Origin of the sequence: Snodgrassella gandavensis, from assembly GCF_914768025.1 — a bacterium.
Lineage (GTDB): Bacteria > Pseudomonadota > Gammaproteobacteria > Burkholderiales > Neisseriaceae > Snodgrassella > Snodgrassella gandavensis.
Window position 1 is genome coordinate 33,707 of sequence record NZ_CAJZCE010000001.1, and the last position, 16,357, is coordinate 50,063.

Below are 16,357 nucleotides of genomic sequence, written 5' to 3' on the forward strand. Positions count from 1 at the left end.
AATTAATAGCCGTTGGTTTGAGATTGACGATAGGCATTCTGTAACGGGCGGATTTGATTCAGTCTTGCCTGATCTATAGCCTGAGCAATCTGCTGCGACTCAGCCGTGCTACGGGCAATTGCTGCTGCATCAATATCCATTGCCGCCGACTGCATGGCCAGCCAGTGCTGCTGTTGTGGGTATTGCTGCTGTTCAAATCCCAGCCGCCCGCGTATATCAGCCATACATACCCGTAAAATCTGGGCAAAACGTTGCGGGCGACGCAAGGCATCGGTTTTTTTCAGAATATCCAGCACCGTTTTCGGTTTGAGCTGGCCGACACTGTGTAGCCTGATATGATAGCTGCAAACCAGTAAAGCCAGTTGTGCACAGGCTTTGGGCACCTGCCAGCGCTGGTTTACTGCCTCCACAGGCTGGATTCCGGCCTGATCGTGTCCGGGGTGGCTTGGTAATTTATCAGCTGGTGTCAACGCTTTGCCCAAATCATGGGTAAGGGTAGCGTAACGCTCTTCCAGCGAATAGTCATGTTCGGCAGCATACTGCAAGCACAGTAGCGTGTGCTCACCAGTATCTATTTCCGGATGGTAATCAGCCCGTTGCGGTATGCCAAATAAAGCATCCACTTCTGGCAGAATAATCTTCAGTGCCCCGCAGGCACGTAGAATCTCTATCATCAGACGCGGCTGCTTTTCCATCATTCCTTTCGCCAGCTCCTGCCATACCCGCTCGGCAACCAGCGCATTTACCTCACCATTGGTCACCATCTGGCGCATTAAAGCCATCGTTTCATCCGCAACCTGAAATCCGTAGCGGGCTGCAAAACGGGCTATACGCAAAATCCGCACCGGGTCTTCCGCAAATGCCGGGCTGACATGGCGCAAGATACCACGGCGTAAATCAGCCAGACCATGGTAGGGGTCGATCAGATTGCCTGCTGCATCTTCTGCCATGGCATTGATGGTTAAATCGCGCCGCTGCAAATCCTGTTCCAGCGTGACATCAGCGGCTGCATGAAAAGTAAAGCCACCATAACCTGCCGCCACTTTGCGTTCTGTGCGTGCCAGCGCATATTCCTCATGTGTTTGTGGGTGCAGAAACACGGGGAAATCCTTGCCCACCGGCTGATAGCCAGCCTGTAACATATCTTCGGCATCAGCACCCACAACTACCCAGTCGCGGTCAGCCACCGGACGTTGCAAATACTTATCCCTTACCGCCCCACCAACTAAATAAATTTGCATATCAAATGTATCAATCAAAAACAGAAGGTCATTGTGCCGTAGTCCGGTACAGTTGTTAACTGATTTTTCTACCGGATTAGCAGGCTACAGGCAGGAAAACAGGATATGAGACCAGCCAGATTCAGTTACGCACAGAAAATAAAACGCTCTGCATACTGGCAGAGCGTTATCATTGCACGATGATTACATCATCAGCACAGGCACAATCATGGCCAAACCCGGAAAAATCGGCACTGTAGAAAAGGCAATAATCAGCAAACGTTTAAACATTGTCTCCTGCTGCTTTTCATCCGTAACACTCACCACTAACGTACCGGCAATATGAATCGGATTAACCACACTGAGCATAGCCGGAGCGGCGCAGGCCATCACAATTAGTGAAATTTGCGGAGATTCGCCAAAAATGGTGAATACCATCGGAATCATCATACTGATTACGCCTAAAGTAGACGACTCCACATTACTCAGGAACGTAGTCAGATAAGCCAGCATAAACAGCAGGGCGATTTTACTGCTGGTCAGACTTAACAGCCCATGTTCAACTGCATCCATGGTATTTATCTGTATCATGGTATTAATAAGAACCAGCAAGCCGCTGATAACCACCACAGCATTCCAGGGAATTTTTTTCACAAAATCTTTGCTGTTTTTGGGGAAAAACAACATCAATACCACAGCCAGCGTTAAGGCAGTCAAGCCGACATTGGCTTTAGCAAATACCACCAGTAGCAGAAAAATCAAGACGCCAATCGTAGAGCATATTGCATAAAATGGTTGTAACTGATGAGTATCACAGGTTTCCTGCTTGATTGGTTTAAGCAGCAGAAAACCCTTTACAGGCTTGTCAGTATTATCTGCATCAACCACTCTTTTTTCATGAAACACAATCTGTAAAGCAATGACAAACAGAATACTGATTACTGTACCCAGCAGCCACACCAGCCACGGGTTATACTCCACCTGTGCTTTTTTAGCCGCATCGAGAATTACCTGACCGGTAGGATTAATCGGCGACAGAGCACCCGTATTGGCACCAATGATTGCCGCCATTTCACAGATAAAAAACAGTCGGGGATGTTTTCTGCCTAAAGCCGCAATTACTGGCACCAGCAACGTAATCGAAGCAGTAGAAAAGGCGCCGGCTGTTGAGATAGCGAATCCTATAAAATAGCCAATCCACGGCACAGCATGAGTATAGTGTCCCATTTTGGCGTAAATTTTATTTGTAAACCAGCTCAAACCGCCGCTTTTTTCCAGATGGGAGAATAGTACAGATACCCCGATTAACAGCGTGACAATTTCACCGGGAAAATGATGCATCAGAACCTCTTTACTGCTTAGCACCATCTCTGTAGCGGAAATTTTTGCAATTGCAGCAGATGCCATAACCAACACGGCTGTAGCACTAAACCCCAGCAAACCAATATTGACATGTCGCCAGACAGCCAGAATCAAAATCACAACCAATAATACGACCGATAATACTTGTAGTAAGTTCATAGATTGTCCTGATTTGTTATCGTTCTGAAAAGAATTACGCTGAAAACCGTAAAGTAATCAAACGGAAGTTATATTTATTTTGAATTAAATTTTACCCTCTTTCGTTAAAGTTCAGTAAATTCTTAACTTATCATTTATAGCCTATTTAATAGATTTTAACAAATAAAAATTAACTAAATATCTATATTTGTTATGATGAATGTTACTGGTGAAGTACAGGTATGAAATAAAGTACAGAATATATATTTATATAAAACAAAAGAAAAAACTTAATTTAATGCTATTCTGTTTCTGGGGAAACGAAATATTCTTAGCAAAATCATCAATGCTTATATACATATAGCATCAATGTATAAAAGTGTTAAATGCAGCGATTAGCACAAACTCACCTCATCATTGCCGAAGTAAGCATAGCTGTGTCTGGAATAATTGGGAAGGTTAAAAAGCAATTATCAAGCTGGTGTCTGCAAATCGCAGCTTGCTACTCAGCGGCATAACAAGCTACCAGTACGCTCGTTATATCAACCAGAGTTATCACGATCGGCAACAACACTAGAGGACATTCGGCCTTAATCAGCGATAAATGCCCAGTGATCCAAAATCATAAAAATCATCGGCTTTATCTGCCTAATCAGCCGGATAGCAGATAATTTCACATTATTTAGATGGAAAAGATAATAAAATTAGCTGGTTAGTAGTCATGTTGAGCAGACTTTAATCTAGCACCTGTAACTTGGATATACCGCTATCGTGCCGTTAAAAACCAGCATGGCTATAAATACACTTCAAGCCATGAAGATAAATAGTTATAGGCAAAAATATTAATCAGATAAAACTAAATTCATGCGCTGTCAGGCTTCTTCAAAATCTTCATCGTGGCCTATACAAAAAAATTTAAAATCATTCGTTTTAGGAATTTTTTAAAATATCTGTTTTTGAAAATTCAATTAGTTGCTTCGTGAATAAATCAAGCAAACAATTGGCGAAAGCTTTCCATGCACCATAATCGTCATCAACATCATTAGGATAAAGTTTATTAAAAATAATTTTCTAGTTCTTCCTCACTAAAAACGTATAGCGTATCAAAACATTGATATTCCCAATCACCCGTATTATATTTGAGTTGATAAATCGCCTCTGTTGTTCAGTAATTTTCAGCAAAATCCGCGTTTTGATACCTGTTTAACACCTTAGAAAAAGCATGTTCAGTATTAAAGCATAAATTAATTTCACCATAATCAACGTTACAATCAAAAGCAAAAGCGTAAAATCTTAACCTAGGGTGTTGTATTAGAAATTTCTCAACCCCGTTAATAGAAAAATCAAGAATTTTTTTACTTATCTTATGGTTGAAGCTGACCAAATAATTATCCTCTCTCATTTTGAAATACTATTTTCATTAATTAATAATACGCAATTAATTTCTAAGCAATCATTAAAGTTATTACAATAATCCGCCACTTTCTGAATAAGAAATCATATTTAAAATACTAATTGGTATATGGGTTGAAAATTGACATAAACTCAAAAGTATAAAAGAGAGTGGAACATTATTAATTAAAATGCAGCCAATAGTAACAACTAGCTTATAGCGATAATGCGGAGTTAATATATTTGATAATAATTCGGACTATCTGGTTGGCTGTTATTGTGCCGCAGTTGTCAGAAAGACAAATTACCTTTTAACAGCATACATTACATACAACCAGATAGCTTTTAACAAAACATTCAATGCTTACTGTCTGGCGTTCTGTTCTTCAGTTTCCAGCTATTACCTGCATGCTGGGTAGGAGGTGCTTTTTCATGGTCCTTAAGCGTGACATAATTTTCTACACCATGACCATGTTGATCGACTTCCTGATAAATTCCGCCATTAGTACCAGAATTATCACCGGGTTTCAGATTGCTCATATACCACTCCTTGTACAATATCTACCGTGAAACTACGGTAAGAATATTATTGATTATAGTTTTAAATAATACAAGCACTTAACCTTAATTTAACTGGCTGAAGTTAAATTAACAGCTACCATGGTTTACAGTAAGTTACGGTATCTACAGATGCTGCTAGTTCTTTGCAGAATATATTAATTCAGCCAGTCATTAATATACAAATATCCCCTTTCTTGGCAGCAAACTGTAAAAATAATTATATATAAATAATTGATATAAATGAATTAATCTTGCTTGCTGATTTTTATCATCAGAAAAGGCCATAATAAATAATAAAGAAGTTTTTATTTAGTCTTGGCACTTGTTATCCGGTATCCGGGCGATTTTCGGTTACAATAATCGCTTGCAAAGAAAAAAGTAAGGAAAAGTATGGCATGCGCTCAGGTGCGTGATTACCTGCAAACGCAAGGATTAAAAGTATCGGCAGAAGAAGTACAGATGGCTATGCTGGCTGTACAGTCTGTATTGGAGCTGGCTCAGGCAGAAATCGATATGTCTGTCTTATGGTATGAAGAAAACGGATTCAGTCTGGCACAAAAATTTGGCTTGAATACAGCAGCACTGCATCAGCTACAGCCGACTGATCTGTTTACTGCCAATAATAACAGTGCATATACATTGCGGCAGATATATCTCGCTTTGGATTCAATCGCAAGCCGTTATCATAACGATACCTTTGCTGTATATTTATACGAATCAGATGAAGAAGCAGGGCAGTTATATCGATTACTGGCTCAGGGCAGCAAACTGCCAGCCAGAATTGAATGTGGGCAGCAACAGGTACAACAGTATTTATTTGCCCGAACGGCAACAACCGGCTGGCTCAATCAGGTAAATAACGTACAGCAATGGCTGGCCGATGGCAGTTTGGTCGGTGAACAGGTCGGTGTTTCCCAGCTAGCTGTTCCCGTAACCAGTGAGCAGGGGCTGATACTGGGTGTGCTGTATACTACTCATCAGCACGCTAATGCCATTACCGAAGCCGAACTAATCGACTGGACAGCTCTGGCCATTGTTATCACACCATTGCTGCACAATCTGCATAACGCCAGCACAGCACTCATCAAGGGATAAATATCATGACAACAACACAGCAAAACCAAATTAAAGACCATAGCCCCGTGCGTTTTATTGCTTCCTGCCGTTTACCAACGCAGTGGGGCGAATTTACCATGTATGGATTTGAAGATGTGCGCAACCGGCAGGAGCATGTAGCACTTACCGTAGGTGATATTGCTAATGGTGAAGCTGTGCTTGGACGAATTCATTCTGAATGTCTTACCGGCGATGCCTTATTTTCCAAGCGTTGCGATTGCGGTCCGCAGCTTGAAGCTGCCATGAAAGCCGTGCAGCATGCAGGCCACGGCGTGATTGTTTATTTACGTCAGGAAGGCCGCGGTATCGGCTTACTGAATAAAATCCGTGCCTACAAGCTTCAGGATGAAGGACTGGATACAGTTGAAGCCAATCTGGCTTTAGGTCTGCCCGTAGATGCCCGCGATTTTGCGCTGGCCAAAGACATTCTCGACTATCTTGGCGTACAATCAATACAGCTAATGACTAATAATCCGCAGAAAGTAACCACACTTAAAGCGCTTGGTATCAATGTAGTCAATCGCGTGCCTTTGCATGTTGGCCAGAATCCTGAAAACCAGCATTATCTGCACACCAAAATGGAAAAACTGGGACATTTTACTAATTGACGTTTACTGCAAAAGTTTATTTTCTTAATTACACTAAAAACAAACGGCTAGTATTAACTAGCCGTTTGTTTCATTAATTGAATTTAGTTAATGTAGTCTGTTTTAACTTCTCTCCATGATAAACGCTTGAATCTGATTGGACATTTAGGTACATGAATCACAATTACATTACCCTCGGTATCAACACCTTCTACTGGTGCTCGGGCGCATGCTTCCGGAGGCGGCCCAGCGTGGCGTAATGGAGATTGTGTTCCATCACGACCCACATCAGGATCGCCATCAGCACCTATAAAGCCAGTAGTAGATTTTGTGAGACTATATAGTCCCTCAATAGTCATTACGGCACCAAACGGAACACCCACCAGACCAAAATTCGGATCAGTATGTTTCAGTCTTCCCCCCGTTTTAATATTGTACTGTATTACACTGGTGTAAACTTTGTTTTCCTGTTTGTGTTTAGTTTCCACGCAAGGATCTTCTAATTGGTTATCATCATCTTTTGTGGTTTTATATTTTCGGGCAAAAACAACCCCAGCATAAGAAGCAGTTATAGGTTTTGTAACTACACGTTCACCGGTATCGCTTTCCAGATTGAAATACCAGCCCTTATTAACATGGGGATCAAACGGGTGTTCTGAAAGCTGGCGATAGCCGTTACTGGTGGTTAATTGTTGTTGCAATAGCGTGCCTCTTGAAATCTCGGTTGGCCTTGGGTTAGTCAGGTCGTCGTAGATTCCATATACAGTCTGTTGCTTAGTACTTGATAAATCAGACTGATAAATATCACTACCTGTGCCAAAAGTAATAATAGCCGTCAGATTATCCCTATTGTTTGCCAGAATGACACCCGGAGCCGAAGTAATAGGTTTGCCGGCAGAAAATATTTTGTGCACAGTCCATAGCGAAGGATCAGGTGATCTCAGGTCAAAACGATATAGATTACCACTATAATCGGCGGCATAAGCTATATCTGCGACACCATCGTTATTAATATCAATTACTGTGGGGCTGGAAAGGCCACCAGTAGCTCCATCAGCATCAGGATCCTGATTAGCATCCACTTCCGGTGCCAGCTTGGCAATCAGCTCACCTTTTCTGAAGCCAGTTTCTCTGTAGCCATCAGTACCAACATCTACACCAAGAATATCGTAAATATAAAGGGCAGACTCTGAGGAGGGCTGGGCGTCATGATCGCTGCCCAGCGTAGCAGAGTAATTATAGCCATTGCTGATAAACGCGGCTTCACGAATGTGGTTTGCTACAGACGTAGGGGATGCATTTTGCTCTTCATTTACCCGTATCCTTGCTATAGCAGGTGTACCCACAGTAAACCCAAAGTAATTGTTTGGCCCTGTGGGCGTCTGAAATAGGGCTACATTATTATACCAGTCGGAGCTGCCTATATTATCTACAGCAACTGGGTGGCGGGAAATCAGATCATTGCCGCCGATATTGATTGCAAATGCCCCGCGTCCGGCCTGTCCCATTGTTGACACCATAAATGTTTGTTGCGGACGAGGAGTGTTACTGTTTTTTTCGTTACTCCGTTCAGTTTGCTGTGCCACCATTCCGCCATTCAGGAGGAAACGATGCGGATGCTCGTTGTTTTTACCATAATTATTATTGGTAAGGTCTTTATAATAATGGGAAACCAGATCAGAACCATCATTGCTTTGGCGTTCAATACCCATCGGCATGAAGTTAAATTTCAAATCGTAAGGACGGTTTTGTTCATTAGTAGAGCGGAAAACATACACCATACCATCGTTGGCTGAGGTAATCATGTATTTCTGCAAGCCACCATTCTCATCATCCGCTAAGGTAATAATCGGATTATCAATAATATCGCCCACATCTCTGGTTTCTAATCGGTTACGATAATCGAGTACAAAATCACGGGTTTTAATGTCATTATCCGGTTTGGAGCGGCTCAACCAGGTCAGTAAACCATTTAGCCATTCTGACTGATTTTTGCCATTATTGCTTATTTTGAACGTGTCATTGTTCAAACCGGTCAGCCTTTCTGGATACAGATAGGTTTGGCTGCCATCATTCAGTAATAGCTGGCGGTTATTAAATGATGGCTGCCCGGTGCATTCCTTATTAACTTTATCTGTTATTTGACGGATACAGATTTTACTACCCCATGAACCGGATTCAGTTATGGCTGTTATCGATATTTTGCCTCGGTCAGACTGGGATACGGCCACAGCTGGTGCAGTAGAAGTAGACGTAATGGTGATGGTTTCGGAGGAACCTTTAATTGACTCGAAGATTTTTGCAAAAGCATCCATAACTTCTGCTTGGGAGTTGGTATTATAGAAATTAGTGGATGGGGTGGCGCCGTTTTCCAGATATGGAATGGCTAATCTGCCTAAGTTACTGTTTCTTTCACCTAGAGCCACGCCAATAGTAAACGTTTCAGCCGTTTGGGTAAAAGGACGGTTGTTATTCAGGGGATCAGGAGAGTTCCACGCTTTCCCTGCATTATCGGTAGTGCGTTTCTGAATACCACTATAAATATGACTACCATTTTTGTCATAAAAATTTCTATCATAAATAAAATCCCCAAAACTTTTTGTGTTTAATGTTCTAGAGTAAAACTCCAGACGGTGGGGCTTGTTTATATCATGATCATGGTGGAAAAATCGATGTCTTTGTGTATCACTTTGCCATTCGCCATCAAAGTAGCCATCCACATCGGCATCGGATTTAGCCATTTGATTTTGAGCCTCACCATCAGTAAGCAAAACAATATAAGATTTCTGACAGCGATATTGTAATTTGTTCATCACTAAGTTTCTGGCCATAACGGGAAATCGCTGTGTTATTGGCGTAGCACCCCTTGTCGGCATATCTTTGATGAGTTCTGTCAAAGTATCGTACTGTGTCGAATCTGACGTATCATAAAAAGTATTATAACGCGGATCGATACCACCTTCATGCAGAGGATGGAAAGCAAAATACATATTATTGTGATAGTTTGCTAGAATATTCAGCAAAACATCTTTTACGCCATCGACTTTTCTGTGTTCCCGACATCTATATTGGATATCATCAGTGTTTGCCGGTATTTCGTGAAGCCCATACTGATATTTACTCCATGGAGACCATGCTACAGTTCTTCCGCGCGCATTTTTTCTTATTGATGTTCGGCTTCTGCATTTAAATGTGTCTTTCCCTTCTATAAATCTCCTATTCATACTAACTGAGTCATCAATGAATAAGGTAATATTGGGTTTAACACTATAAGCAGTAGTAATTGTTAATGAGTTTTGCAAATACAGAGGGGTGTCGGCAAATATATTAACTTCAGCCAGTGCCGGCAATGCAGGAAAAGCACTCAGCGCAGCAGTAACTGCTGAAAACAGTATTTTCTGCCCTTTGAGGAATTTGCCTTTTTTATTTTTTACAAATTTATGGCGCATGTTAATTACTCTCCACTTATAGTGTAACAACAGTATCTCGTAACAACAGTATTTCGTTTATATACATGTATATAAACTTAAAGATTCAAATACCTTTATTTATTATTACTCCTAAAATAATATTTATTCAAATAAAAAAAATGATTATTTAATGTAAAATTTTATTTACCCAAATATGTTATTATATTTAATTAATGCTTATTGAATATAATGGGTGAAATTATAAATTACTATAGAATAAATTTAATTTAAAATTATTCTAATGTAGATAATCTGTTTGTTATAATAAACATTCTAAAATGATGAAATTTTAAATAAAAATTGAACAATAGCATACATATGATGATTGTTGTTTAATAAATGGTTTTATATTTATTAACTTATGGTATTCAAGTAGAAAGTTTTAATTAAATGGCCATAAAAATATTATCTGAATCAATTATTGTTTTAGTTATGCTGTTGCATATTTGTAAAAATATTTCTTCTAAATTCATAATCTGAATTATCACGAAATAAATTTGATTCTCAGTTAATTCAGGTTATGTATAACAAAAACCAAATAAAAAACGGCTAGTATTAACTAGCCGTTGATTTCATAAATTGAATTTAGCTGAGATAGCCTGTTTTAACTTCCCGCCATGATAAACGCTTGAATCTGATTGGGCATTTAGGTGCATTAGCGGTAATCAAATTACCCTCTGTATCGACACCTTCTATTGGTGCTCGAGTGCATTCTTCCAGTTTGCGTTTTCCAGGAGGTACCAGTGGAAGCTGTATCCTGTTGCCGCCTATATTGTATCGATTGGCACCAGCTACTGTGAAACTATATAGTCCTTTAATCGTTTTCACTACACCAACCTGAAGCTCTGAATCCAAATTAAAATGCGGATCTTTTTGTTTCAGTCTTGCACCAGTTTTAACATTGTACTGTATTACACTGGTGTAAACTTCGTTTTCCTCTTTGCGTTCACTTACCTGACAAGGATCGTTTGATTTGCTATCTTTTTTTGTGGTTTTATATTTTCGGGCAAAGACAACGCCAGCATAGGAAATAGTAACCGGCTGGGTTACTACACGTTCACCGGTGCCGCTTTCCAGATTGAAATACCAGCCCTTATTAACCATGGGATTAAACTGATTTTCTGAAAGTTGGCGATAGCCGCCACTGGTGGTTAATTCCTGTCTCAGCAGCGATTGTTTCGAGATTTCAGTCGGTGCTGTGATACTCAGATCATCATAAATACCATACACAGTCTGTTGATCTTTATTTGATAAATCAGACTGGTAAATATCACTGCCTGTGCCAAAAGTAATAATGGCCGTCAGATTATTCCGACTGTTATTGTTGTTTGGGTTATGATCTGTTGAATTGTTAACCAGAATGACAGCCGGAGCCGAAGTAATAGGTTTGCCGGCAGAAAATATTTTGTGCACAGTCCATAGCGCAGGATCAGGTGATCTCAGGTCAAAACGATATAGGTTGCCACTATAATCGGCGGCATAAACTATATCTGCGATATCATCGCCATCAATATCAATTGCTGTGGGGCTGGAAAGGCCGCCAGTATATTCATCGGCATCAGGATTCTGATTAGGATTTATCTCCGGTGCCAGTTTGGCAATCAGCTCTCCCTTTTTGAAGCCAATTTTTCTGTAGCCATCAGTACCAACATCTACACCAAGAATATCGTAAATATAAAGTGCAGACTCTGAGGAGGGTAGCCCCGCATTATTGCTGGCCAGCGTAGCAGAGTAATTATAGCCATTGCTGATAAACGCGGCTTCACGGATGTGGTTTGCTACAGAAGTAGCGGATGCGTTGGATGCTTCATTTACTCGTAGTCTTGCTATGGCAGGTGTACCTATAGTAAAGCCAAAGTAATTGTTTGCTCCAGTGGGTGTCTGAAATAAGGCTACATCATGATACCAGTCGGAGTTGTACATATTGTCTACAGCAATTTTCTGACCGGAAATAAGATCTTTCCCGCCGATATTGATTGCAAACGCTCCGCGTCCGGCCTGCCCCATAGTTGATAGCATAAATGTTTGTTGCGGAAGGTCTTCTCCATTTTCATCTTCACGTTGTTCAGTTTGCTGTACCACCATTCCTCCGTTCAGGAGGAAGCGATGCGGATGCTGGCTGTTTTTACCATAATTTTTATTGGTAAGGTCTTTATAATAATGGGCAACCAGATCAGAACCATCATTGCTTTGGCGTTCAATACCCATCGGCATGAAGTTAAACCCCAAATCGTAAGGATACTCTTGATCATTAGTAGAACGGAAAACATATACCATACCGTCGTTAGCTGAGGTAACCATGTATTTCTGCAGGCCACTATATCTATCATTGTCACCCGCGGTAATGATCGGGTTATCAATGATGTCGCCCAAATCTCTGGTTTTACCGAATCCTGCTATAGTAGAAGTAGTACGATTGCGGTAGTCGAGCACAAAGTTATCGGTCTTGATGGCGTCATCCGGTTTGGAGCGGCTCAACCAGGTCAGTAAACCATTTAGCCATTCTGACTGATTTTTGCCATTATTGCTTATTTTGAACGTGTCATTGTTCAAACCGGTTAGATTTCCTGAGTACAAATAGGTATGGGTGCCATCATTCAATAATAGCTGGCGGTTATTAAATGATGGCTGCGCGGTGCATTCCTTATTAACTTTATCTGTTATTTGACGAATACAGATTTTACTACTCCAAGAACCGGACTCAGTCGTGGCTGTTATGGATATCTTGCCCCATCTGGACTGAGATATGGCCACAGTTGGTGCAGTTGCTGAAGTAATGGTGGTGATGGTTTCGGAGTTCCCATGAATTGATGCAAATATTTTTGCAAAAGCATCCATAATTTCTTTTTGGGAATTGGCATTAAAGAAATTACCAGACGGCATGGCCCCGTTTTCCAGATATGGAATGGCTAATCTACCTAATTTACTGTCTTTCTGACCTAGACCCACGCCAATAGTAAACGTTTCAGCCGTTTGGGTAAAAGGACGGTTGCCATTCAGGGGATCAGGAGAGTTCCACGCTTTGCCTGCATTATCGGTAGTACGTCTGTAAATATCGCTATGAATTTTATTACCATTAGAGTAATAAAAATCACTGTTGTAAATATAAGGCCCGAAGCTTTTTTCTTTTAAGATTTTGGTGTAATACTTCAGACGATAAGGCTTGTATGAATCATTCTTGTGAAGAAATTCTTTTCTTTCTTTGTCTGTATTCCAATTACTATCAAAATAGCCGTCCACATTGGCGTCGGATGCGGCCACTTGATTTTTTGCCTCACCATCAGAAAGCAAAACGATATAAGATTTCTGACAGCGATACTTTAATTTGTTCATCACTAAATTTCTGCCCGCAACTGCAATTTGCTCAGTAGTGGGCGTAGAACCGTGGGCTCTCTGCTCTTTGATGGTTGAAATTAAAGCATTGTATTGTGCAGGATGCGAAGTATCATAAAAAGTATTATGGCGGTCATCGGTGCCAAGCAGGGGACGGAAAGCAAAATACATATCATTGCGGTAGTTTGCCACAATATTCAGCAAAACATCTTTTACGCCATCAATTTTTTTGAATTCCTTACATCTGTATTCAATATCATCGGTGTCAGCCGGTATTTGGTGAAATCCATACTGATATTCACTCCATGGCGACCATTCTGTCGTTCTTCCCGATGCATTTTTTCTTATTGATGTACGGCTTCTGCATTTTATTGAGTCCCCCTCAAGTGTTCCATTCATACTGCCTGAAGCGTCAATCAAGAAGGTAATATTAGGTTTAACACCATAAGCATTCATAACTGTAGATGAGTTTTGCAAATGCAGAGGAGTGTCGGCAAATATATTAACCACAGCCAGTGCCTGAGAACTTAATGCTCCTGCTACTGCAACAAATAGAAATTTTTTCCCTTTTCGAAATCTGCTTTTTTTATTGTTTCTGTTTAAGGTGCTCATAGTTAACTACTTTCCAGTATGGGTATATATGGCAAGTTGATTAAAATAATATGCTATACATAAATTATCATGATTATATACTATTTTGTATATGTTAAATAAGATATTATCCTGTATAGGTAATGACAATATGAATTTACGTATTAGTGATTTATGTTTTATTTATATTTCAGTTTAAATAAATAATAGCTTCAGGCTGGGGTGGAATAGCTAGATTTATCAAAGATTATATATGTATAGAAGGGATTTAATGTATTTAGAATATAGGATTATACTCATAAAAGATTATATATTTATAAATTTTAAAAATTTATGTAAAATATAAAAAGTGACTAATTCAATATAATGATTTCCAAGAAAATTATTCTTTTGTTGTTTTTAATGTATTGTTTTTTATAAGCTTGTAATTACTTAAATAAGGAGAAATGGATTGAATTATTTATTTTTGGCAAATAAATGAAAAAAAATGTTTGTTTTTATTAGGCTCATTTGCAGCTTGGTTAATTTTAATGATTTGTTTTGATTTCTCTTTAGAAGCGATAATTAAATCTGATAGGGCTGTGTGGCACGTAAGCGGTTAAGTTTTCTCCATTAGTCGCTGCAATAACTGGCTTGATGACGATGCGGTTCCTAAAAGCATTCTTGTAGTTTGAAGTAGCAGCCGCAATCTCAGAGGGATTAAACAGGGTATGGCTTAGCTGGCGATGGGGCTATTTGGGTAAGAATTTTTGTAAAAGGCTTACTTTGTTGATTTTTACAACTTCTTGCTGCTTTAAGCCATTACAGATTGAGTATGCAGTGTGCCGGCTTTGTTTTTCAGGTCAGTCTGACGGATAGTGCGACCAGAATCAAAAGTGACTATTGCCGTTGGGTATAGGCTTTAGCTATGGTGAACACTGCAAATATTAGAACGCGCTATGGTTTTTATCACAAGTGTATGTGGTGCTGCGGTAGCTGGCGCATCAGCGATAAAAATTTTTATGCACTTTCCAGTTGGCAGGATTTGGAACACGTAAATCAATGCGGTACAGATTACTGGTGTAATCGCCGGTATATACGATACTGGCTATGTTATTTGCCATGCTAGGCTACACTATTTCCTACAAATTTTGGGGAGTCATGTAAACTCAACTCTAAGAAGGGAAAAGAGGATACATCAATAATAAACATGCACGACAGACTTTCAGTGCTGGTTTCAAAGCACAAATGGTTAAATTTTATCAGCAAGGAAAACTGCGCGGGGAATTGGTTAGAGAATATGATTTGACACCATCTGCTTTAGATCGCTGGATAAGCCAATCAGGCAAAAGCGGTTTATTTAAGATCAAAGATAATCGCAGTCTGAAAGAAAATGAACTGATTGCATTACGAAAAGAGCTTAAGTAGCTGCGTATGGCAAACGATATCCTTAAGCAGAATGCACTAGATAATGAGACGGAAATCAAAATCCTGAAAGTAAACCAACATCGTTGTGCTGTAGTGGCATTATGTCGCTGTTTAGGGATACCTAGGTATTATGTATATTATCAAGGCAAAGCCACTAAGCAGAATATAAGTGCAGATTATGCCAATAAATAAGATATTGACTATTGTTAATCGCAGCTATCAATCCTATGCGGGCAGGCTGATTCGTTTTGCCTTACAATAGATAGGTATCAGTGTTTCTTGTCGTTACCTTGCCCGGGTAATGAGGTTGCTAACATTGCTATCAAAATATCCGGTTAAGCTTTATTAAGTCCATCAGGCGGGAAGCAATCGCTAATCATTTACTTCATCAGTTTGATGTGAGTACTAAGTGACAGATTATAGTAACTGTCTTAAGCTATATTTGTGTTAGCCATTGCTGGAATTATTTATATATATGACTGAATTTATCTGGTCGACAGATTGCCAGCTAGTTATGTTGGTCAATATAAAACAGCAGGTTCAGCATTAAGCCAGATTAAATAACTTCTGTCATCATTAAATTTATTTCATTTTGATAGCGGAAAGAAATTTGATAATCAGTTGCTAGAAGAATGTTTCAATACATTTAACATTCGCTGAGCAAAAAGGATGCTTGTTTGATAATGGGGTAGTGCAAGCAATATTTATAAAACATTAATACTAAGTTTGCCAAAGGAGAAAGTTTCATGATAACTCGAAAATGGCAACAAGCCTTTGCAGCTTTTGCTTATTGGTGTGAGCATAAACGGTTACATGCTTAGTTAAGTTGTTTATCCCTCGCGGAATTTAACAAACTAGCTCCTTTAATTTTGTTGTTTGAATATGTGTTGCCATTTCAATGATGTCTTCCAGATTGTGGGTGTTGCCAAAATTCTTCAGTAGGTTCGAGACTAAGATTATTTTTTGGACTGCGGTGTCGATATGTGAACGATCTAACCAGACAAGCAGGCAGGTGTGCCACTCTACACAATTTTATTGTTGTTACTGATTTTGAACTTGTTATTAAAGCTGTGGGGGCGGGGCACATTGTACAGGCGGGTATTTTTACTAGCATTAAGTAGCTGTTGTCCGGTTATTGCGGGAAGGCTGCCTCGGGCATGAGTGATTGCTATTGGTTTAT

At 39.9% G+C, this 16,357-nt stretch carries 8 protein-coding genes; 3 read left to right on the forward strand and 5 right to left on the reverse strand.

Annotated features, from left to right (window positions below; genetic code table 11):
- Positions 1–2: 2 nt before the first annotated feature.
- From MJ764_RS00145 to MJ764_RS00155, 3 genes are all read right to left on the reverse strand, one after another.
- Positions 3–1,241 carry a multifunctional CCA addition/repair protein gene (locus tag MJ764_RS00145; RefSeq protein ID WP_239323528.1) on the reverse strand — a complete coding sequence of 413 codons (1,239 nt, stop codon included), beginning with the start codon at positions 1,239–1,241 and terminating at the stop codon, positions 3–5.
- Between the two features lie 183 nt (positions 1,242–1,424).
- The gene (locus MJ764_RS00150; protein ID WP_239323529.1) at positions 1,425–2,741 is read right to left on the reverse strand and encodes an SLC13 family permease; all 1,317 of its coding nucleotides are present in this window, start codon (positions 2,739–2,741) and stop codon (positions 1,425–1,427) included.
- Positions 2,742–4,469: 1,728 nt separating this feature from the next.
- Positions 4,470–4,652, reverse strand: coding sequence for a hypothetical protein (locus MJ764_RS00155; RefSeq protein ID WP_100137119.1), 183 nt, complete (start codon positions 4,650–4,652; stop codon positions 4,470–4,472).
- A gap of 411 nt (positions 4,653–5,063) precedes the next feature.
- Between MJ764_RS00155 and MJ764_RS00160 the strand changes: the two genes are divergently transcribed.
- A complete protein-coding gene (locus MJ764_RS00160) occupies positions 5,064–5,768 on the forward strand; it encodes a hypothetical protein (protein WP_239323530.1) in 705 nt (234 codons plus the stop codon).
- Positions 5,769–5,773: 5 nt separating this feature from the next.
- Positions 5,774–6,397: a GTP cyclohydrolase II gene (ribA, locus tag MJ764_RS00165; RefSeq protein WP_239323531.1), complete on the forward strand. Its 624-nt coding sequence runs from the start codon at positions 5,774–5,776 to the stop codon at positions 6,395–6,397.
- Between the two features lie 83 nt (positions 6,398–6,480).
- On the opposite strand, the gene MJ764_RS11395 is transcribed toward ribA, so the two are convergent.
- Both MJ764_RS11395 and MJ764_RS00175 read right to left on the reverse strand, forming a co-directional pair.
- Positions 6,481–9,825: a PilC/PilY family type IV pilus protein gene (locus MJ764_RS11395; RefSeq protein WP_275415199.1), complete on the reverse strand. Its 3,345-nt coding sequence runs from the start codon at positions 9,823–9,825 to the stop codon at positions 6,481–6,483.
- Between the two features lie 606 nt (positions 9,826–10,431).
- Positions 10,432–13,791 (reverse strand): PilC/PilY family type IV pilus protein, encoded by a 3,360-nt coding sequence (locus tag MJ764_RS00175; RefSeq protein WP_239323532.1) that lies wholly within the window; start codon positions 13,789–13,791, stop codon positions 10,432–10,434.
- A 1,155-nt stretch (positions 13,792–14,946) separates the two neighbouring features.
- On the opposite strand from MJ764_RS00175, the gene MJ764_RS00180 reads away from it, so the two are divergent.
- Positions 14,947–15,177, forward strand: coding sequence for a transposase (locus tag MJ764_RS00180; RefSeq protein WP_275415220.1), 231 nt, complete (start codon positions 14,947–14,949; stop codon positions 15,175–15,177).
- Positions 15,178–16,357 lie beyond the last annotated feature (1,180 nt).